General features: G+C 69.8%; 15 protein-coding genes and 2 pseudogenes. 9 read left to right on the top strand and 8 right to left on the bottom strand.

Annotated features, from left to right (window positions below; translation table 11 throughout):
• Nucleotides 1–16 precede the first annotated feature (16 nt).
• The gene (locus AB0D66_RS09100) at nt 17–535 is read left to right on the top strand and encodes a hypothetical protein (protein ID WP_362298956.1); all 519 of its coding nucleotides are present in this window, start codon (nt 17–19) and stop codon (nt 533–535) included.
• A 358-nt stretch (nt 536–893) separates the two neighbouring features.
• Here AB0D66_RS09100 and AB0D66_RS09095 read toward each other — a convergent pair whose 3' ends face one another.
• The 3 genes and pseudogenes from AB0D66_RS09095 to AB0D66_RS09085 all read right to left on the bottom strand — a co-directional run bounded on the left by AB0D66_RS09095 (nt 894) and on the right by AB0D66_RS09085 (nt 2,794).
• A complete protein-coding gene (locus AB0D66_RS09095) occupies nt 894–1,376 on the bottom strand; it encodes a barstar family protein (protein ID WP_362298953.1) in 483 nt (160 codons plus the stop codon).
• Nucleotides 1,376–2,584: pseudogene (locus AB0D66_RS09090) on the bottom strand (RHS repeat-associated core domain-containing protein); the annotation flags it as partial. The gene AB0D66_RS09095 and the pseudogene AB0D66_RS09090, both read right to left, overlap by 1 nt.
• Nucleotides 2,585–2,656: 72 nt before the next feature.
• Nucleotides 2,657–2,794 carry a hypothetical protein gene (locus tag AB0D66_RS09085; RefSeq protein WP_362298951.1) on the bottom strand — a complete coding sequence of 46 codons (138 nt, stop codon included), beginning with the start codon at nt 2,792–2,794 and terminating at the stop codon, nt 2,657–2,659.
• A 240-nt stretch (nt 2,795–3,034) separates the two neighbouring features.
• Between AB0D66_RS09085 and AB0D66_RS09080 the strand changes: the two genes are divergently transcribed.
• Complete coding sequence (locus AB0D66_RS09080) at nt 3,035–6,058, top strand: dsDNA nuclease domain-containing protein (protein ID WP_362298948.1); 3,024 nt, start codon at nt 3,035–3,037, stop codon at nt 6,056–6,058.
• Between the two features lie 386 nt (nt 6,059–6,444).
• Here the strand turns inward: AB0D66_RS09080 and AB0D66_RS09075 are convergent, their stop codons facing one another.
• On the bottom strand, nt 6,445–7,137 hold the full coding sequence (locus AB0D66_RS09075; RefSeq protein WP_362298945.1) for an AbiV family abortive infection protein: 693 nt from the start codon (nt 7,135–7,137) through the stop codon (nt 6,445–6,447).
• Nucleotides 7,138–7,711: 574 nt separating this feature from the next.
• On the opposite strand from AB0D66_RS09075, the gene panD reads away from it, so the two are divergent.
• The 3 genes from panD to AB0D66_RS09060 are packed head-to-tail and all read left to right on the top strand — an operon-like array spanning nt 7,712 to nt 9,118.
• Nucleotides 7,712–8,131: an aspartate 1-decarboxylase gene (gene panD / locus AB0D66_RS09070; protein ID WP_362298942.1), complete on the top strand. Its 420-nt coding sequence runs from the start codon at nt 7,712–7,714 to the stop codon at nt 8,129–8,131.
• The gene (locus tag AB0D66_RS09065) at nt 8,124–8,486 is read left to right on the top strand and encodes a GNAT family N-acetyltransferase (protein WP_362299317.1); all 363 of its coding nucleotides are present in this window, start codon (nt 8,124–8,126) and stop codon (nt 8,484–8,486) included. The genes panD and AB0D66_RS09065 overlap by 8 nt, the downstream gene beginning before the upstream one ends.
• Complete coding sequence (locus AB0D66_RS09060) at nt 8,480–9,118, top strand: aspartate/glutamate racemase family protein (RefSeq protein WP_362298939.1); 639 nt, start codon at nt 8,480–8,482, stop codon at nt 9,116–9,118. Before AB0D66_RS09065 ends, AB0D66_RS09060 begins: the two co-directional genes overlap by 7 nt.
• A 270-nt stretch (nt 9,119–9,388) precedes the next feature.
• Here the strand turns inward: AB0D66_RS09060 and gndA are convergent, their stop codons facing one another.
• Nucleotides 9,389–10,834, bottom strand: coding sequence for an NADP-dependent phosphogluconate dehydrogenase (gndA, locus tag AB0D66_RS09055; protein ID WP_362298935.1), 1,446 nt, complete (start codon nt 10,832–10,834; stop codon nt 9,389–9,391).
• Nucleotides 10,835–11,019: 185 nt separating this feature from the next.
• Between gndA and AB0D66_RS09050 the strand changes: the two genes are divergently transcribed.
• Nucleotides 11,020–12,312 (top strand): transglycosylase family protein, encoded by a 1,293-nt coding sequence (locus tag AB0D66_RS09050; protein WP_362298931.1) that lies wholly within the window; start codon nt 11,020–11,022, stop codon nt 12,310–12,312.
• 24 nt (nt 12,313–12,336) lie between these two features.
• On the opposite strand, the pseudogene AB0D66_RS09045 reads toward AB0D66_RS09050, so the two are convergent.
• Nucleotides 12,337–13,152 (bottom strand): annotated as a pseudogene (locus AB0D66_RS09045) (DMT family transporter); the annotation flags it as partial.
• Nucleotides 13,153–13,410: 258 nt separating this feature from the next.
• Here AB0D66_RS09045 and AB0D66_RS09040 point away from each other — a divergent pair.
• On the top strand, nt 13,411–14,898 hold the full coding sequence (locus AB0D66_RS09040; RefSeq protein WP_362298928.1) for an SDR family NAD(P)-dependent oxidoreductase: 1,488 nt from the start codon (nt 13,411–13,413) through the stop codon (nt 14,896–14,898).
• A 72-nt stretch (nt 14,899–14,970) separates the two neighbouring features.
• Here AB0D66_RS09040 and AB0D66_RS09035 read toward each other — a convergent pair whose 3' ends face one another.
• Complete coding sequence (locus AB0D66_RS09035; RefSeq protein WP_362298925.1) at nt 14,971–15,402, bottom strand: hypothetical protein; 432 nt, start codon at nt 15,400–15,402, stop codon at nt 14,971–14,973.
• 337 nt (nt 15,403–15,739) lie between these two features.
• On the opposite strand from AB0D66_RS09035, the gene AB0D66_RS09030 reads away from it, so the two are divergent.
• Nucleotides 15,740–15,913: a hypothetical protein gene (locus AB0D66_RS09030; protein WP_362299340.1), complete on the top strand. Its 174-nt coding sequence runs from the start codon at nt 15,740–15,742 to the stop codon at nt 15,911–15,913.
• A gap of 152 nt (nt 15,914–16,065) precedes the next feature.
• Complete coding sequence (locus AB0D66_RS09025; protein ID WP_362299315.1) at nt 16,066–17,049, top strand: NAD-dependent epimerase/dehydratase family protein; 984 nt, start codon at nt 16,066–16,068, stop codon at nt 17,047–17,049.
• On the opposite strand, the gene AB0D66_RS09020 is transcribed toward AB0D66_RS09025, so the two are convergent.
• Nucleotides 17,035–18,474: a lipase maturation factor family protein gene (locus AB0D66_RS09020; protein ID WP_362298922.1), complete on the bottom strand. Its 1,440-nt coding sequence runs from the start codon at nt 18,472–18,474 to the stop codon at nt 17,035–17,037. The two genes, AB0D66_RS09025 and AB0D66_RS09020, sit on opposite strands and share 15 nt — an antisense overlap.
• Nucleotides 18,475–18,484: the final 10 nt, after the last annotated feature.

The raw sequence follows: 18,484 nt of genomic DNA, 5'->3' as shown, positions 1-18,484 counted from the left end.
CGGGCACAAAGAACCTGTGACGGAACACCAGGAGGCCGGGGCGGCCGGGGCGGGAGCGGAGACGGCCGCCGCCCATCTCAAGGAACGGCTGTACGCGACGATCACCATGATCTCCGTCGTCATCGGACTGGCGGCCAGTGAACACGCGGACGTCCTCGGCGCCGCCGCGACGGTCCTGACCGCCTCGGTGGGCCTGTGGCTGGCGGCGCTGGTGGCCGATCAGCAGGCCCACCGGGTGATGCACGGCGCCCTCGCACGGGGGCGGGAACTGCGCGCGATGCTCTTCGTCAGCAGCCCGCTGCTGCTGTCCGCGGTGGGCCCGCTCGTACTGATCGGCGTCTCGGCGACGGGAGCGATGAGCCTGCGGACGGCCCTGCTCACGGCCGCCGGGGTCAACGTCGCCACCCTGTTCGCGTGGGGCTGCTACGGCGGCATCCGCATGGGCGGCGGTACGGCCTTCGCCCTCCTGGCCGGCGCCATCGACGCGTTGATCGGCACGGCCGTCGCGGCGGTGAAAACAGCCGCGGGCCACTGACCCTCCCCCCTGCCCGTCGTGCGCAGGGCGCTGACCCCGGGCGCGGCGGCGACACCCCCACATCCTCACCGGGGGCCTGGGCCACGCACTCCGCTCCGTAGGCGCCAGGGTGCCGAGATGGACACCCAATGACACGAACGCACGTCCCCACCCACCTGTGACCAGCATGTGCGGGACAGCTCTTGGCCCAGATCCCGTTTCAGCCGCGCCGCAGTCACTCCTTCGGTGAAGAGCAGCCCGTGTTTCGACTCGCTCACGCCTTCCTCCGGGCGTTCCGACTTCTCTGATGCCAAATTGGCAGCCGCTCTTGGGTATCGCTGATGCTAGACGATGGCTGTAGGTGGCGGACTGGGTCAGCTCACCAATTGGGCTGTTCCTGCCATTCTTCCAGTTGATTCGCAAGGGTGGATACGGAATCCTTGTCGCATGACAGGATGACGGAGAGTTTCGTGAGTGTCACGCCTTCGGGTCGCTTGGTGTAGGACCACCGCTGACCAGCGCGCCACAGGCATCCGAAGAAGATTCCGCGGGCTTCGCTGTCCTCCGAAAGGGCGCTCTCGGCGGATTCGATGACGAGGATGCGATATTCTGCCGAAAGCCAATTAAGGTCACGCACGCAATCGTAGAAGGCGTTCCAGTTCCATCCAAAGTAATCAGGGAATTTGAGTACCTCCGAGAAGTGGTGGAACGCCGACACCTCGTCGGGCATTTCCTGACCGTTGAGACGGGCTACGTACACGCTGCCTGATGCGGGCAGGAGTTCATCGACAGGTACGCTACCGCCTGGCGTGATGACATGCATCCACGGTGCGATATGGATAGCTGACGTCTCTTCCTTCATCAATTCACCCATCTGGGGCTGTCGGCCACAATGTATGTCTGATAGTGAGTTGGAGTGTAGTAGGCGGATCCATCGTTGCCGAACACCCAGCGCTCACCGCCTGGCTTGGGATTGTCCGGTGATGGGTAGGTGCCATGTTCCTGATAGGTGATCGGATTACCCGAGGGGTCGCGGGTGGGGAGTATGTAGCCGTTGTTCCGTCCGTCATTCGCGAATGGCTCGGTGAACCACCTCGGCCCATGGTATGGCTCCGGCCCGCCCCACCAGCCGATGCCGTATTCTTTCCTGTCCCGGAGGACTGCCATGGACTCTTCCGGAATGGACTTGGGTATCCATCCGGGAACATTGTTCACGTCCCCCAGCGTTTCTCCCGGGGTGAAGGCCGGGCAGCCTGCCAGCCCCATGGGGTCGACCCACGCGTGGGGATTGGGGACATACGCCACAGGGTTGGGCGCCGGGGTGAGGCCCAGCGGGTCATGGCTCAGATACCGGGCGGTCTCGGGTTCGTAGTGGCGGAAGTGGTTGTAGTGGAGGCCCGATTCCGGGTCGAAGTACTGGCCTGGGAAGCGAAGTGGGGTGTACGCCGTGCTGGTGGACGCCCAGGTCGTGGTGCCCCACAGGGTGGTGCGGGTGCGCCAGGCCAGTTCGCCGGACTCGTCGAGCAGTTCTGTGGGGGCGCCCACCAGGTCGGTGATGATGGTGAAGAAGCGGGTGTTTATGACCTCTTGTGGTGTTTCGCGGTCCAGGAGGCGTTCTCGTTGGGTGAGGGGCTGTAGGCCCTTGTGGTCCCAGGTGAGGACTATCGAATGGGCGAGGTCCGGCGATTCTGTCGTCTGTTCGCACAGGGTTGCGCCGTCCCAGGTGAACGTGACTTGTTCGAGGACCGTCGTGCCGTCGGCGGCGAGGCGCTGCTTGGAAGTGCGGCGGCCGAGGGCGTCGTACGTGTAGCGCCATACAGCGCCGTCGGGGGTGGTCACCGCACGCAAGCGATCCTCGGCGTCCCACTCGTAGCGCCAGGTGTTCGGTTTGCCGGACAGGTGGGTTCGCCGGCGCAGGGTGACACGACCCAATGCGTCGTGCTCGTAGTGCATCCTGCCCGCGCGCGTGATCGTTGTGCCGGTGTACTCGCGAGGGCCTACGGCGTCCTGGCCGGGGTGGGCGGACGGCCAAGAGGCTGTCGTCTGGTTGCCTGCCTCGTCGTAGGCGTACCACGGATAGTGCTCGGGCTGGACGTGGAACCCTGGCTCGGGCACTGGCGGTTCGTCGCCCTGGGAAGGCCGCTAGATTGCCGGGTCGATGTTCTCGTCGCCGACGGGTTGATCGAGATGGTTGTCGGGGGTGTCCAGCCCGCCGTTCACCGACGGCGGGGCGCTGTCGAACTCTTTCTGCATCGCCTCGGCACAGTGTTCGTGATCCATCGGGTGAACGGCGGGCGGCACCCCTGCGTCTACGGCCGCAAGATGGGCACCCTCTTCAACTCTCGCAACCTGGAGATCTGGCAGATCACTCTGCGAGCTGCCATCCATCAGCCGCCAGCTGAGGATGACTGAGCGGGTTCCCCGGCAGGACGACCTCAAGGCTGTCAGAGCGACAGTAAGCTTCCGTTTTGAACTTGGGTTGGGCTTGCCTGTCGCACTGGTCGGAGGAGCTGAGAGCACATGGCGGATCCGATTGAGGTCGAGGCTCCGGATGACACGGGCTCACAGACTGCAAAACGTTACGAGTACCAAACTCACGTAGCCGTTGGGGTCGTGCTGGAGATGCTCGCAGGCGCTCCCGTGCAGCACGTGACGTGCGAGCACATTGAGGATGTGACAGTCGCTCGGCGTGGCCCTGGGGCTGGCCTTCTGTGGGACTTCCAGCAGGTGAAGACACGCGATGACCCGTCTCCATGGAGGCTGGCGGACGTTTTGGACAAAGGCCCGCTGGAGAGCCTGTGGCGTACCCATCAAACCTTGAACGACCACTCCCTTACGTACCAGCTGACTGCGGCTCTAGAGGGTGATATCAGCGCGAAGGATCCGCTGCTCAGACTGCTGGCACGCGGGGAAGGCGCACACGACAGAGGATGCCTGAGCCGCGTTGCCGTCCGGCTTGGAGCCGATCCAGAGGCCGTCGCCGTATTTCTCAAGCTCATCCGTGTCAGGACCCTGCCGCGCCGTGGCGACATCGAGTTGCGCTACGCTGCGGCGCTCGGGGAGCTGACTCGCCCCGATATCTCCCAAGGAGCCCTCAAAGCCCTGTACTCGGAGATTGTGGGCATAGTGGGCAGAGCGATGGTCGGACAGCACGGCCCTCGGTGGGCGGAGTGGCTTGGGCTGCCCGAGCCCGTCGGTTGGAATCGGTCAAAGCGGATTGACCACGCCAGCTTGGCGCCGTTTCGGCAACGCCTCGAGCGGCCTGACCTCGAAGCGATGTTCCAGTGCAGTCAGGAGCGCATGGTCAACCGCTGGGTGGCGGCCGGGGTTCCACCGGCCATGGCTCTCAATTTCGCCGGGAACCCGCTGATCGGGGCCCCTCAGCGTGGTATGGCCGTTCTCCCGCGGCATGGCACGTTCGTGATCGAAGGAGACTACGGGTCTGGAAAGTCCCTCATCGCGGAGAGATACCATCTCGCCGACATTGATGCTGCGCGCGTTGACAGTGCAGCGCCCCTGCCCGTCTACCTCACTGCCGGCCAGGTTCACGAGAGCCTCAGCAAAGCCGTAACGGCAGCTGCACTTCGTGTCGGGGATCCAAAGACGCACGCGGTCAGTGTGGTCCTTGATGGACTCGATGAACCTGGCCTCGCTCGTGGCTACCAGCTGCTGGTGCAAGCCCGGACACTGACCGCAGTCAACCCGGAGTGGCGGGTGCTGGCGACCACACGTCCCGGACTGGATCTCTACGAGCAGGAACGCCGAGTTGCTCCGCTTCTCACCCACGATGAAGCTGCGGTACTTATCGGTCAGCTGGGTGGACAGGCCGGGGTAGTAAGGCAAACCACAGCTGAGGTGCGTGACGCGCTACGCCGTCCGCTTTTTGCCCTCATCGCTGCTGAACTGAGCCGAAACGATGAGCAACTACCCAACCAGTCGGTCGCTTTCCTGGAGGCGCTGGCGAGGACAGCCATCCGTCGGGCCCGTGGACCTGAGGGCGAGGTGCGGCACTACCTCCTTCGCCTTGCCGCAGCAACCGTGTCGGGGGGCGGGCGGGCCCTAGTGGCTGACGTTGGAGATGAAGGTGTTGCTGATGCCCTCCTGGACACTCGGCTGGTCGTCCGTCAGGGACGTTGCCTGGCCTTCGCCCTGCCGGTCTTGGAGCAGTACTTCGCCGGCCAGGCTGCCCTCCGGGGTTGGGTACCTAGCGGAACACTGGGCGACCCTACTCTGTTGGGAAAGTGGCGCTACGCGCTCGCTCTTGCTGTTGCATCATGCAGCTGGGAGCAGACACAGGAACTGGTAGCTCCGCTGGTCGCGTCCTACCCTGGTGTGGCTGCGTGGGTGGTGCGCGAGGCGATCCCTTTCCCACGCGGGGATCCCAATGCGCCGCACGTTGCCTCAGACGCCGCTGCTCAGAGGTTGAAGGGGACCTGGGAAGCGTGGATGGCTGCGCTGCAGCCGGTCTCTCACCGAATGTTCGGTTATCGGCCGTTGGACTTGGTTGTTGATGCCCAGCTCGACGGTCCGACTCTGTCAGCACAACTGTTGCAGAGAGATGAGGGCGCCGTTCCCGCACTGAGCGTTCCCTTCACGAAGCGATATGCGCGGGAGAACGAGGATCGGCGGGTCACCCCTGTCCGGACCTTTCACGGAACCGTCGCCGTCGACTATGGTGCATGGCCCTGGCAATGGCCTCTGACGCAAATTGAAAGTGCATTGGACTGGGTGTGTGAGGCCCAGGTTCTGAGAGTTTCTGACTGTCCGTCTTATGACGCCGAGCGAACCTGGGCGATCGGGAAAGCCCTCCTCGGTCAATACGCAACCAACCACACTCCTCTACCGGCAGAGCAGGTCCTCGGAGCCTTGCGTCAGCACCTGAGGCGGTTCAAGCCAACGGTCCCGCCGATCCGCTCCACCATCAAAGGGGTGGACACCACCGGGGAGGAGCTGATCCGCCTGGCCGATCAATTGGATGGAGGCCGATGGGTAAGGTCTGACGGCTCGATTCACCGTCCCTACGAACTGCCCGACTGTGATCGGATGTACGTCGACTGGATATGGGAGCATTACAGTCCTGTCCGGCTCCGGCTGCTGACAGAGCAAGTTTTGACTGCTGCTCTGGAAATCTATACATGTTTGGTTGAGCAGTGGTTTCCCGCCTTGCGTCCGAATCTTGGCCTTGCCAGCATCATGCCAGTCTGTATCGATGGAAACCTTCTGGCTTCCCGTGCATCCGGGTACGATCAGGCCCCTACTCTTCACGTCCGATTGGAACCGCGAGTCCAGCACGCCAATCGAGTCAATCTGCGCCTTGTCACGGCTGATGACCTCCAAACGTACCAGCCTAAATTCGACCTGGGAACGCGAGTCGTGCGGCCTCTCGAAAATGGAAGCTGGAGTCGCCCGTACACGGCAGTTGTCGAGTCGGAACCCCAGGTATTCCGGGACACGCCAGCCATCGATTACGCATACGAGTGGCTTCATCAGGACCTCGCCCACCTCCACCTCGCGCGCAGACGCCCCTGGGATGCGGGCCTCTGATCGTGGATTGCTCTGCTTCGCTTCCGTGGAGGGTGGGAGTCGTCCTGGCGGGGATGCACGGCAAACTGACTGCGCCCTCCTGAAGAGGTAAGCACTCTCGACCAGTCGTCCTCGAGGCTCATGTGCCCGAGCTTCAGGACGCCCGCGTTGGCCACCGTCTTGCGCAGACGTAGCCGGCCCTTGGGTCGGACGAAGCCCAGGACCATCCGAGCCGGCTCGAATTCGGCCCTCCCCCGCGCTGCCCTCCACGCCTCCAGTCGGAGTCAGCTCTCGCCGCGTCGTCCGCAATGCAAGAACAGCTGCAGGTCGGCGGCGCGACGTTCGGGGACCTTCGGCACGCGGAGCGGCCCGTTGAGTCACCTCTGACGCCCCGAGCCCGCTGAGCCCTACTGGCGGCCACCGTGCTCCGCCTCCCGATCGGGTGCTCCGGAGGCGGCGGCCCAGTCCTCTGGATGGGAGACGGGCAGCAGGCGGAACTGCTGCTGGTGGGTGCTGTCGTAAGGAGTCACAGCATCGAACTTCATACGGCTGTGATCCTGGATGAGTAGCATCTCGATCACCTGGGCCGCAGTCTGCAGGTCGTTTGCCGTCGTCCCGGCCGGAATGGCCGGCGGAGACAGGATGGCTCCGTCGTCATCGCGGTCAACGTAGAAGCCTCGCTGCTTGGCGAGGTTGGCCTCGCGCGCCGCGCTCTCGGCTTCCGCCTGCCGCTGCTGGTGGGCCTCCTCCCACGGCACGTCGGATCCCATCGCGCGCACGCGGCTGTAGTCACCCCAGAATGCCGCGAGCTCATCGCCGAAGACGACAGCCTCGAGGTACTTCTTCGTGTGGCTGCGGCCATACGTGGCCAGCGCATCCACTCTGCGTGGCGCCTCATCGCCCTGACTCCAGGCGTCCTGGAAGACGTCGTAGACCCAGAGCGCTTTCCCGAGCTCTTCCTGCGCCAGGACGGTGAGAGATCGCGCCCGCCCGTGTGAGCCGGCGGCCACCAGGGTGTGGGCGTCGGCAATCAGCGCGGAGGCGTTGTCCATCAACGCCTTCCAAAACTTGCGTGCCTGCCCGGGGCTCATCTCGACCATGGCATCAGTGTGTCCTGCGGTCTCAGGGTGATGTCGTCCGGTGTCCGTCGCACGCGCCTGACGGGCTGCACGCAACGCTACTTGCTGTTCTGGCTGGACGCTGAGAAGGGACGCGACCTCCTTGATCAGAGAGGCGGCGTCGGCGACTTGGGGTAAGAGAAGACGAGGCCTTGGTGCAGGCTCCGGTTCCCGAGCAAGCGGGCCTCGTCCGAGTCCCGGACCACCCCACCGGGACCCCCGGTTCGTCCGTAACCACGGCGATCAAGTTTCTGCCTTCGGCGCCCGGGTCCGCGCAGCGAGTTGTCCGGTATCCCTGGCGTGCCTGATGAATCGTCAGGTAAGTCGGCATCTGGTCGGCACCGGTCCCCGAATATGTTGAAGTGGCTGTCCGATTCGACGCCTGGTCGGAGGCGCCACAGCAGCCTGGCCCGCACGGATGCCCAGGCAGGGAGCCTTCTCGCCGACGGGGATCGATGGTCCTTTTAATCTTCGATCTAAGGCGTGTCAGTGTAGAGTGAGACCGCCCCTGACCTGCAGAAAGCGGGCAGGGAGCAGACATTCCGGGAGTTAATTCATGCTTCGCACCATGTTCAAGTCGAAGATCCACCGGGCCACGGTCACCCAGGCCGATCTGCACTACGTCGGGTCCGTGACCATCGACGCCGATCTGCTGGACGCGGCCGATCTGCTGCCCGGGGAGCTCGTCCACATCGTGGACGTCACCAACGGGGCTCGGCTCGAGACCTATGTCATCGAGGGGGAGCGCGGGTCCGGGGTCATCGGCATCAACGGCGCCGCCGCCCACCTGGTGCACCCCGGAGACCTGGTCATCCTCATCAGCTACGCGCAGGTCGAGGACGCCGAGGCGCGGGTGCTCACACCCCGGGTCGTGCACGTGGACGCGGACAACCGGATCGTCGAGCTGGGCGCGGACGCCTCCGCCCCGGTGCCGGGCACGGATCAGGAGCGCAGCCCCCACGCGGTGGCTGTCTGAGAGGAGTCGGATCGTGGCGGTCGAGTTCGAGGACGAGCGCAAGGCCGGACGGCTGCTGGCGGCCGAGGACGGGACGGTGGTCGGGTACATCGCCTACTTCGTGCTCGCCGAGCCGCCCCACGCCCTGGTGGCGGTGCACACCGTCGTCGAGCCGGGCCACGAGGGCCGGGGCATCGCCGGCGGGCTGGTCAGGACCTTCTACGGGATCGCCGCCGCCGAAGGCGTGCCCGTGGTGCCGCTGTGCCCGTACGCGGCGGCCTGGGCGGCCAAACACCCCGACGAGGCGCCGCAGGCTCCGGCCGAGGCGGTGGCGGCGGCCAAGGCCCGGCTGGACACTGACCGCTCCTCGTGGTGACCGGCCCCGGGCTCGTGCTGCTGCACACCTCGCCCGCGCACGTCCCCGTCTTCGACGCGCTGCGGGACCGGAACCACCCGGGGGCGGTCCTGCGCCACCTGGTCGCTCCGGAGCTGCTCGCCCGGGCCCGCGCCGAAGGGCCGCGGGCGGCGGCTCCGGCCGTGCTGGAGGTACTCGCCGCGGCCGGGCCCGGGCCCGTACTGGTCACCTGCTCGACGATCGGGGCGGCCGCCGAGGCCCTGGCGCCCGCGCTCGGCGCGCCGGTGCTGCGCGTGGACCGGCCGATGGCGGCCGCCGCTGTGCGCACCGGCGCGCGGATCGCCGTACTGGCCACGGTGGAGTCGACGCTCGCGCCGACCGCGGAGCTGCTGGCCGAGGAGGCGGGCGGGCGGCCGACGGAGATCCGCGGGCACCTGGTGGACGGGGCCTGGGAGCGCTTCGAGGCGGGTGACACCGCCGGGTACCTGGCCCGCGTGGCCGAAGCCGCCGACGCCGTCCGCGACACGGACGTCATCGTGCTGGCCCAGGCCTCCATGGCCAGCGCCGCGGACCTCGCCACGACGCGGATCCCGGTCCTGTCCAGCCCGGCCCCGGGCCTGGCGGCGGGCCTGCGGCTGGAGGGGGCGGCGTAGCCCGGCGGAGATGCGGGCGGCCCGGAAGGCGTCGCAGGGCATTCCTCGCGTGATCGCGGGAAAATGGGCTGCATGGTGCGAAAAGCAGAAGAGACGCAGCCGCCCGTCCCCGAGCCCGAGCCGAATCCGGACCCCACCCCCTTCCCGGACCCCGCCCCGATGCCGCGCCCGGCGCCGCCCGTGCCCGGCCCCGTCCCGGAGCCGGACCCGGTGCCCCCGCCGCCCGGGCCCGCACCGGTGCCGCAGCCCGGGCCCTGGAGCTGACCGGCCTCAGCCCGTCCGGACCTCGGAGCGGTCACCGCTCCAGAGGGTGTGGTACGAGCCCTCGCGGTCGGTGCGACGGTAGGTGTGCGCCCCGAAGAAGTCGCGCTGCCCCTGCGTGAGGGCGGCGGGCAGCCGCTGCGCGCGCAGCGCGTCGTAGTACGCCAGCGAGGCGGAGAACGCGGGCACCGGGATGCCGTGGCGCACCGCCGCCACCACGACGTCCCGCCAGTCCTGCTGGGCCGCGCCGATCTCGTCCGCGAACCCCGGGTCCGCCAGCAGGCTCGCCAGCGCGGGCTGCGTGTCGTAGGCGGTCCGGATCCGGTCCAGGAACGCCGCCCGGATGATGCAGCCGCCGCGCCACAGCGAGGCCACGGCGCCCAGGTCCACGCCCCAGCCGTACTCCTCGCTGCCGGCCCGGATCTGGTGGAAGCCCTGGGTGTAGGAGACGATCTTCGAGGCGTACAGGGCCTGCTCCACCCGGGCGGCGAACGCGTCGGCCTCCTGCGGGGACAGGGCCGCGGCCGCCGGGCCCGCGAGCCCGCGGGCGGCGGTGCGCAGAGCGGTGTGGCCCGAGACCGATCGGGCGAAGACCGCCTCGGCGATCCCCGACACCGGCACCCCGAGGTCCAGGGCGGTCTGCACGGTCCAGCGGCCGGTGCCCTTCTGCTCGGCGGCGTCGGCCACCACGTCCACGAAGGGCCGGCCCGTCGAGGCGTCCGCGTGCGCGAGCACCTCCGCCGTGATCTCGATCAGGTACGAGTCCAGGCGTCCCCGGTTCCAGGCCCGGAAGGTCTCCGCGATCCGCGCCGGGGAGTAGCCCGCGACCTCGCGCAGCAGGTGGTAGGCCTCGGCGATCAGCTGCATGTCGGCGTACTCGATGCCGTTGTGCACCATCTTGACGAAGTGTCCGGCGCCGTCCGGTCCCATGTGCGAGGTGCACGGCGTGCCGTCCGCGGCCTTCGCGGCGATCTTCTCCAGCAGCGGGCCGAGCGACGCGTACGACTCCTGTGAGCCGCCGGGCATGATGCTCGGGCCGAGCAGCGCGCCCTCCTCGCCGCCCGAGATGCCCACGCCCACGAAGTGGATGCCCCGCTCGCGCAGTTCCCTCTCGCGGCGCCGAGTGTCCTGGAAGTGCGCGTTGCCGCCGTCGATGACGACGTCGCCCTCCTCCAGGAGCGGGGTGAACGCGCGGATCACCGCATCGGTCGGATCGCCGGCCTTCACCATGACGACGATGCGGCGGGGGCGCTCCAGCGCGTCGACGAACTCCTTGGCGGATTCGGCCGCCACGAAGGCGCCCTCGTGGCCGAACTCCTCCACCAGCGCACGGGTCTTCGCGGCGGTGCGGTTGTGGACGGCCACGGTGAATCCGTTGCGGGCGAAGTTGCGGGCGAGGTTGCCGCCCATCACCGCGAGTCCGGTGACGCCGATGTGGGCCTTGCTGGTGCTCATCGCTGCGCTCCTGAGTGCTTCGGTGTGCGGGGACGGCCGACGCTACCTCCGGGCTGCCGCCCGGCGCGGCGCCGCCGGCCGAATCAGCGTCAATTTCCGCTGGGGAGCGCCCCGTTGCGCCCCTTGTCATGCTCTGAACGGCACGTTAGGTTGTGCGGTTCCTGATGTCTTCCTGGGGGGCTCCCATGGGTGTACGGGGCCGGCACCGCCGGTATCAGCCGAGCAGCATCAACCGGGCCTCGCTCGTCGTCACCGCCGGTGGCGCCGGGATCGCGCTCCCGTTCATCGGCGCCGGAACCGCGCAGGCCGCGTCCGTGGACACCTGGAACAAGGTCGCCGCCTGCGAGTCCACCGGCAACTGGCGCATCAACACCGGCAACGGCTACTACGGCGGCCTCCAGTTCAGCCAGAGCACCTGGCGGGCCTTCGGCGGCGCCGCCTACGCCCCCCGCGCCGACCTGGCCACCAAGGACCAGCAGATCGCGGTCGCGGAGAAGGTCCTCAAGGGCCAGGGGCCGCAGGCCTGGCCCCAGTGCGGGAAGAAGGCCGGCCTCAGCCGCAGCGGCCCGGCCCCCGCCGTCGCGCCGGGGAAGCAGGCGCAGCAGCAGACCCAGCCCCAGACCCCGAAGCAGATCCTGCCGCAGCAGGCCAAGGCGGCGACCGGGCAGCCGGCCGCCGCGCCCCGCCCCACCGGGACGTCCGTCCTGCCGAACCCGTACGTCGTCGCGCCCGGCGACTCGCTCTCGGCCATCGCCACCGAGCAGCACGTCGAGGGCGGCTGGCAGGCGCTGTACGAGACCAACCGCGCCACCGTGGGCGGCAACCCGAACCTGATCTTCCCGGGGCAGCGGCTCACCCTGCGGATCACCGCCGCGCCGCCCGCCCAGAACCCGGAGAAGCCGCCGCGCACGGCCGAGCCGGTCAAGCCCGTGGAGCCGGCGGCGGAGAAGCCCGTCGAGCCCGCTCAGAAGCCGGCCGCGAAGCCGCCGGGGAAGCAGGCCGAGAAGCCCGCCGCCCAACCCGCCGAGAAGCCCGCCCAGCAGCCGGCCTCAGCGCAGCAGAAGCCGGTCTCCGGGGGCTACTCCGCCCCCGTCGACGCCGGCCTCGGCACCGCCTACCGCGTCGCGGGCTCCTCCTGGTCCAGCGGCTACCACACGGGGGTCGACTTCCCGGTGGCGACCGGCACCGCCGTCAAGTCCGTCGGAGCCGGCCAGGTCGTCTCCGCCGGCTGGGCCGGTGCGTACGGCTACCAGGTCGTCATCAGGCACACCGACGGCCGCTTCTCCCAGTACGCCCACCTGTCGGCGCTCGGCGTCAAGGCCGGCCAGCAGGTGTCCGGAGGGCAGCGGATCGGCCGGTCCGGCTCGACCGGCAACTCCAGCGGACCGCACCTGCACTTCGAGATGCGCACGGGCGCCGGCTACGGCACCGACATCGACCCGTTGAAGTACCTCCGCGCCCACGGGGTCGACATCTGACCCCCGCGCGTGCGGGGGCACGGCGGTGAGCAGGACCAGCCCGGCCGCCGCCAGCACGGCGCTGGCCAGCGCCGCCGCCGTGCCGGCCGCCCCGTACCGGAAGCCCTCGTCGAAGAGCGAGATGCCGACCGTCGCCGCGACCACGGGATTGACCACGGTCACCGTGGCCAGCGGCGCGGTCAGCCCGGCACCCCGGTAGGCCGCCTGCGAGAGCAGCAGCCCGCCGCAGGCCAGCAGCGCTATCGCCGCGAGGTCGGGCCACCGGGCGCCGCCCGGCGACCCCCCGGTGAAGCCCTCGGCCACCGACTTGGTGAACACCGAGGCCATGCCGAAGGAGGTGCCGGCCGCCGCGGCCATGAGCACACTGCGCAGCACCGCCTGGTGCATCCGGTGCGAGGCCGCGAACAGCGCCGCCACCGCCGCCCCGGTCACCGCGAGCAGCAGGCCGCGCTCACCGCCCGCGAGGGAGGGCTCCGCCCGGCCGTCGCCGCCGGTCAGGGCCAGCAGGCCGGCCAGGCCCGCGGTGGCCAGCACCGCACCGCGCCAGGCCGCCGCGCCCGCCCGGCGCCGTACGAACACGGCCGCCATCGGGAGGGCGAAGACGATGGTCAGCGCGCCCAGCGGCTGGACCAGGCTCAGCGGCCCGTAGGCGAGGGCCGCGACGTGCAGCAGGGCGCCGAGTCCGTTGAGCCCCACCGCGACCCACCAGCCGCCCCGCCGCAGCGGTGCGTACGGGCGGTCCGGCGTGGTCGCCGCGACCCGCTCCTGGACGATCGCGCCGCCCGCGTACGCCAGGGCGGACACGAGACAGAGCAGGACCGACAGCGCCAGTGCACTCATGAAGTCCACAATGCCCGACCCGACTTCGCTATTCCTCAGCCCACGGGCGGTCACGAGTCATACTCCCGGCGTAGTACGGGAGTACCCGAGTCTGCGCGCGAACGAGCCCGGCGGGTGCGCAGAGTCGCGCCGCGATCGCGCTGAGTCACGTACGCGGCACCGGGTTTGGACCCCGGCGCGTCCGATCCGTACAGTTTCCCTTTTGAGGACTTCCGCAGCAGGCGGATGCGGACGAGTGATCAAGGAACGGCAGCGGCCATGACGGTGACCGAAGACAGCCAGGACCAGGGGCACGCATACGGACCCGGCATCGACCCCGAGCGGCTGGCCCTCTGCCTCAGTGTGCTCGACGAGCTGGACAAGCTCGACGTCGACCACCCCGACGCGATCACCGTACGCCGCGCGACCGCCGGTCTCTACCGCACGGTCAAGCAGCGCCGCCGCCAGGAGCGCCGCGCCGCCAAGACCGCCAACGACAGGGCCGTCACCGAGGCCACCGCCACCGGCTCCGCCGAGCGCATCGACGACGAGACCGAAGGCATCCTGCCCTCCTCGGTCACGGAGGCCGGCCGGATCGCCGGGATACTCCAGCGCCCGCGCTCCTGCTACATCTGCAAGACGCGGTACGTCGAGGTCGACTACTTCTACCACCAGCTCTGCCCGCCGTGCGCCGCCGAGAACCGGACCAGGCGGGAGGCCCGCGCCGACCTCACCGGCAAGCGTGCGCTGCTCACCGGCGGCCGGGCCAAGATCGGCATGTACATCGCGCTGCGGCTGCTGCGCGACGGCGCCCACACCACGATCACCACCCGCTTCCCCAAGGACGCCATCCGCCGCTTCAAGGCGATGGAGGACTCGGCGGACTGGATCCACCGCCTGGAGGTCGTCGGCATCGACCTGCGCGACCCGGGCCAGGCCGTCGAGCTCGCCGACCAGGTGGCCGGGGCCGGCCCGCTGGACATCCTGATCAACAACGCGACGCAGACCGTGCGCCGCCTGCCCACCGCGTACGCCGCCCTGGTCGAGGGGGAGGGTGCCCCGCTGCCGGCCGGCGAGCTCCCCGCCCACCACGTCATCGGCGCCTTCAACTCCGGTGCGGTCGACGGCTTGGCGGCGCTGCCCGTCGGTGTCAGCGGCCTCGAGGCGCAGAAGGTCGCCGACCTCGCCCTGGTGGCGGGCAACGCCAGCCTGGAGCGGCACCTCGCCGGAACCGCCATCGACGCGGGCGGCCTGCTGCCCGACGTCGTCGAGAGCAACACCTGGGTGCAGACCATCGACCAGATCTCCCCGGTGGAGCTGCTCGAGACCCAGCTGTGCAACTACACGTCGCCCTTCATCCTGATCAGCGCGCTCCGGCCGGCCATGGCCGAGGCCGCCCGGAAGGCGTCCAGCGGGCGTGCCTACGTCGTGAACGTCTCGGCGATGGAGGGCGTCTTCAGCCGTGGCTACAAGGGTGCGGGCCACCCGAACACCAATGCCGCCAAGGCCGCGATGAACATGGTGACGCGGACCAGCGGCCAGGAGATGTTCCAGACCGACCGCATCCTGATGACCTCGGTCGACACCGGCTGGATCACCGACGAGCGCCCGCACTTCGACAAGCTGCGCCTCGCCGAGGAGGGTTTCCACGCCCCTCTCGACCTGATCGACGGCGCGGCCCGGGTCTACGACCCCGTCGTCCGCGGCGAGGCGGGCGAAGACCTGTTCGGCGTCTTCCTCAAGGATTACGCCCCCGCGAACTGGTAGCCACCCGGGGGCAGTGGCCCCCGCATCCCCTCACCCCGTCGACCGGCCCCCTCGGCACACCGAGGGGGCCGGTCACGTCCGGGGTGGGAAGGGCCGCCCGGTCGCGGCCCGGTAGGCCCCTGCCGCGACCAGTTCCAGCACCGGCTGCCAGTCCGCCAGCACGCCCGCCTCCGGTCCCGGCGCCAGCGCGCCGTCGTGGGTCTGGCGCAGGGTGGCCGCGGCCTCGCCGTCCGGGCCGGCCGCCGCCAGGGCGCCGGACCCGTTCCCGTCCCCGGCCCGCGCGTGCAGGCGGATCAGCCGGGCGACCCGCTCACCGAGCAACGGACGGACAGCTTCCGCCACATCGTGATCGCACGGGGACGCTGCGTCACCCGGACGGAGCAGCTCGCCGAGATCCAGTACCAGCCCCGCGATCTGGAGCTCCTTGTCGGACGGGCGGGCGCGCCGCAGCAGGGCCGCGGTCCGCAGTCCGCGGCCGCCGCGGCAGGCGTGCAGAAGATCCATCAGCTCCGGAACACTCGAGACGTGGGGCACTTCGAACCCCCGCACCGCGGACCTCGCCACCGCCGCTCCCTCCCTCGCCCCCGCGCGCATCCGGGCTCGAGCGGACCATGCTTGTCGCACCCGCGGGCCGACGACTTGCTGAACTCGCGGCGAAAACAAGAGGGCGACGTGGTTTTTGCCTTTCTATCGAGCGGGGGCCCGCTCATATGTGTAACCTGGGGCATCAGAAGGCCCCACCCGGGCCACGCTCCACCAAGGCGCCACCGCGTCCGGAAACCCTTTCCTCCCAGCCCGGCGCGGCACGCCAGCCGGGTTACGCGACACAGAGGAGTGCGCGGTGACTGAAACGACGAAGCCCGAACCGACGTTGCTGGAGCGGACGGGGACGCGGGCCAAACCGCGGAACGACGAGCTCGGAAGCCTTGAGGTCTGGGCGCGGTCCGCCCCGATCAGGCTGGCGGGGTACGAGGACGACCTGGCGGAGGCGCACATCCTGCCCGGCATCGACTAGCCCGCAAGAGCGGTACGCGCGCCCCCGTGCCCACCCGCACCGGGGGCGCCTGCCGGCAGCCCCGGGGTTCCCGAACCGCCTACGCCGTGAGCGTCATCGCTGAGGGCGATCATGACTTCCGCGGCTCCGGCGGCCCGGGCAGGCTGAGGGACATGAAGCTGCTGATGCTGGGCGGGACCGAATTCGTCGGACGCGCGATCACCGAGGACGCCCTCGACCGGGGCTGGGAGGTGACCGTCTTCCACCGGGGCCACCACGCGCCCCCGCCGGGCACCTCGGCCCTGCACGGGGACCGCACCGCCCCCGGCGGCCTGGACGCCCTGGCCGAAGGGGAATGGGACCTCGTCGTCGACACGTGGGGCGGCGCCCCCACCGCCGTACGCGACAGCGCCCGCCTGCTGCGCGACAGGGTCGGCCGGTACGCGTACGTCTCCAGCCGGTCCGTGTACACCTACCCCTCCCCGGCCGGAACCGGCGAGGAGGGCCCCCTGGTGGAAGGCTCGCCCGACGCCGAGTCCACCGCCTACGCCGAGGACAAGCGCGGCGCCGAGCTCGCCGTCCTCGACGCCTTCGGCGACCGCGCCCTGCTGGCGCGCGCAGGCCTGATCCTCGGCCCGTACGAGAACGTCGGCCGGCTGCCCTGGTGGCTGAACCGCACCGCCCGCGGCGGGCCGGTCCTCGCCCCCGGGCCGCGGGACCTGCCGCTCCAGTACATCGACGTGCGCGACCTCGCGCGCTGGACCCTCGACGCGGCGACCGCCGGACACCACGGCGCGTTCAACGTGGTCTCCCCGGCCGGGCACGCCACGATGGCAAGCCTCCTGGAAGCCTGCGCCACCGCCACCGGCGGCGCGGCCGAACTGCGCTGGACCGACCCGGCCGTGATCGCGGAGGCCGGCGTCCAGCCGTGGACGGAGCTTCCGATCTGGACGGGTACGGGCGAGCCGCACGACTACATGCACGCCGGGGACGTCTCCAAGGCCCTGGCCGCCGGCCTGAAGTGCCGCCCGGTGGAGGAGACCGTGGCCGACACCTGGGCGTGGCTCCGCTCGCTCGGCGGTCAGGCCCCGCAGCGCTCCGACCGCCCGTCTCCCGGTATCGACGCGGCGCGGGAAGCGGCGCTACTCGGGCTCTGACCGGGCGGCGTCGGCGAGACGGGTGGGCGGCAGGTACTCGCGCACCAGGGTGCGGTGCCACCACGCACCCGTCTCGCGCAGCTCCCGCCAGGTGGTGAACCGGTAGCGGTACAGCAGGGCGCGGACATAGCGCGGCGGGGCGTCAGGGAAGGGGTTGTGCCGCAGGAGCCGCAGTGTGTCCCGGTCGCCCGCCAGCAGCCGCTCCACGAACGGCCCGAACCAGTCCCGCGCATAGCCGGGGGAGAGGGCCGCGAACCACATCAGCCAGTCCAGGCGCAGGTGGTACGGGGCGAACTGGCGCGGCACCCCGCGCGGTTCCCCCGGCTTCCCCCTGAACCCGTACTCCCGCCAGTCCCCGTCCGCGTGCGGCACGCGGTCGGCGGTGCCCTCGACCACCACCTCCTCGCGGATCCGGCCCACCGTGCCGAACGCGCCGTAGGTGTTCACCAGGTGGAGCGAGTCGAAGGAGCGGTTCATCACCTGCCGGCGCGAGATCATGTTCAGCACCGGATGGCGGCTGAGCACCAGCACCAGCACGGTCACGGCGCAGACCAGCACCGCGAACCAGACCGGCGCCGCCCGCGAGGCGGCGGCCGGGGGCGCGCCCGCGAGCCCGGTGAAGTCGACGGCCGACAGCGCCAGGGTGATCGTCAGCCAGTTCAGCCAGGCGAAGTTGCCGGACAGCACCAGCCACAGCTGCGTCGCCACGATCGCCCCGGCGGCGTACGAGGCCACCGGCTGCGGGGTGAAGAGCAGCACGGGGACGGCCAGTTGGGTCACGTGGTTGGCCGCGCACTCCACCCGGTGCAACGGCCGGGGCAGATGGTGGAAGAACCAGCTCAGCGGCCCGGGCATCGGCTGCGTCTCGTGGTGGTAGTAGAGGCAGGTGAGCTTGCGCCAGCAGGAGTCGCCGCGGATCTTGATCAGCCCGGCTCCGAACTCCACCCGGAACAGCACCCAGCGCAGCAGCCAGAGCACCAGCACCGGCGGCCCGGTCCGCGCGTTGCCCAGGAAGACGGCGAGGAAGCCCACCTCCAGCAGCAGGGACTCCCAGCCGAAGGAGTACCAGGTCTGCCCCACGTTCACGATGGAGAGGTAGAGCAGCCACAGCAGCGCCCACATCGCCATGGCGACGGCCAGCGGCACCCGGTCCCCGGCCCCTGCGGCCAGCGCCGCCGCCAGCAGCGCCCCGGTCCAGGCGCACCCGGCGAAGAGCCGGTCGGAATAGCGTAGTTGGAACAGGCTGGGGGCGCGCCGGAAGGGCACGTACCGCACGTAGCGCGGCACGGGCAGCATGCCCCGCGCTCCGATCAGGGCCCGGAACTGCAGGGCGGCCCCCACGAAGGCGAAGAGGTAGACACCGGCCAGGGCCCGCTGGAAGACCAGCCGGCCGAGCCAGTACCCCGGCGCTGTGAACCAGTCCATCGCCTCCAGT

The organism is Streptomyces sp. NPDC048270, from assembly GCF_040652335.1.
Classification (GTDB): domain Bacteria; phylum Actinomycetota; class Actinomycetes; order Streptomycetales; family Streptomycetaceae; genus Streptomyces.
Note: the sequence above shows the minus strand (reverse complement) of the source record. Positions and strands in the feature narration are given on the sequence as shown.

Excerpts from the sequence above, each read along its gene's own strand:
- AB0D66_RS09075 (WP_362298945.1), bottom strand. The coding sequence starts at position 7,137 with ATGGTCGAGATGAGCCCCGGGCAGGCACGCAAGTTTTGGAAGGCGTTG.
- panD (WP_362298942.1), top strand. The coding sequence starts at position 7,712 with ATGCTTCGCACCATGTTCAAGTCGAAGATCCACCGGGCCACGGTCACC.
- AB0D66_RS09040 (WP_362298928.1), top strand. The coding sequence starts at position 13,411 with ATGACGGTGACCGAAGACAGCCAGGACCAGGGGCACGCATACGGACCC.
- AB0D66_RS09085 (WP_362298951.1), bottom strand. The coding sequence starts at position 2,794 with ATGGATCACGAACACTGTGCCGAGGCGATGCAGAAAGAGTTCGACAGC.
- AB0D66_RS09050 (WP_362298931.1), top strand. The coding sequence starts at position 11,020 with ATGGGTGTACGGGGCCGGCACCGCCGGTATCAGCCGAGCAGCATCAAC.
- AB0D66_RS09035 (WP_362298925.1), bottom strand. The coding sequence starts at position 15,402 with ATGGATCTTCTGCACGCCTGCCGCGGCGGCCGCGGACTGCGGACCGCG.
- gndA (WP_362298935.1), bottom strand. The coding sequence starts at position 10,834 with ATGAGCACCAGCAAGGCCCACATCGGCGTCACCGGACTCGCGGTGATG.
- AB0D66_RS09020 (WP_362298922.1), bottom strand. The coding sequence starts at position 18,474 with ATGGACTGGTTCACAGCGCCGGGGTACTGGCTCGGCCGGCTGGTCTTC.
- AB0D66_RS09080 (WP_362298948.1), top strand. The coding sequence starts at position 3,035 with ATGGCGGATCCGATTGAGGTCGAGGCTCCGGATGACACGGGCTCACAG.
- AB0D66_RS09095 (WP_362298953.1), bottom strand. The coding sequence starts at position 1,376 with ATGAAGGAAGAGACGTCAGCTATCCATATCGCACCGTGGATGCATGTC.
- AB0D66_RS09025 (WP_362299315.1), top strand. The coding sequence starts at position 16,066 with ATGAAGCTGCTGATGCTGGGCGGGACCGAATTCGTCGGACGCGCGATC.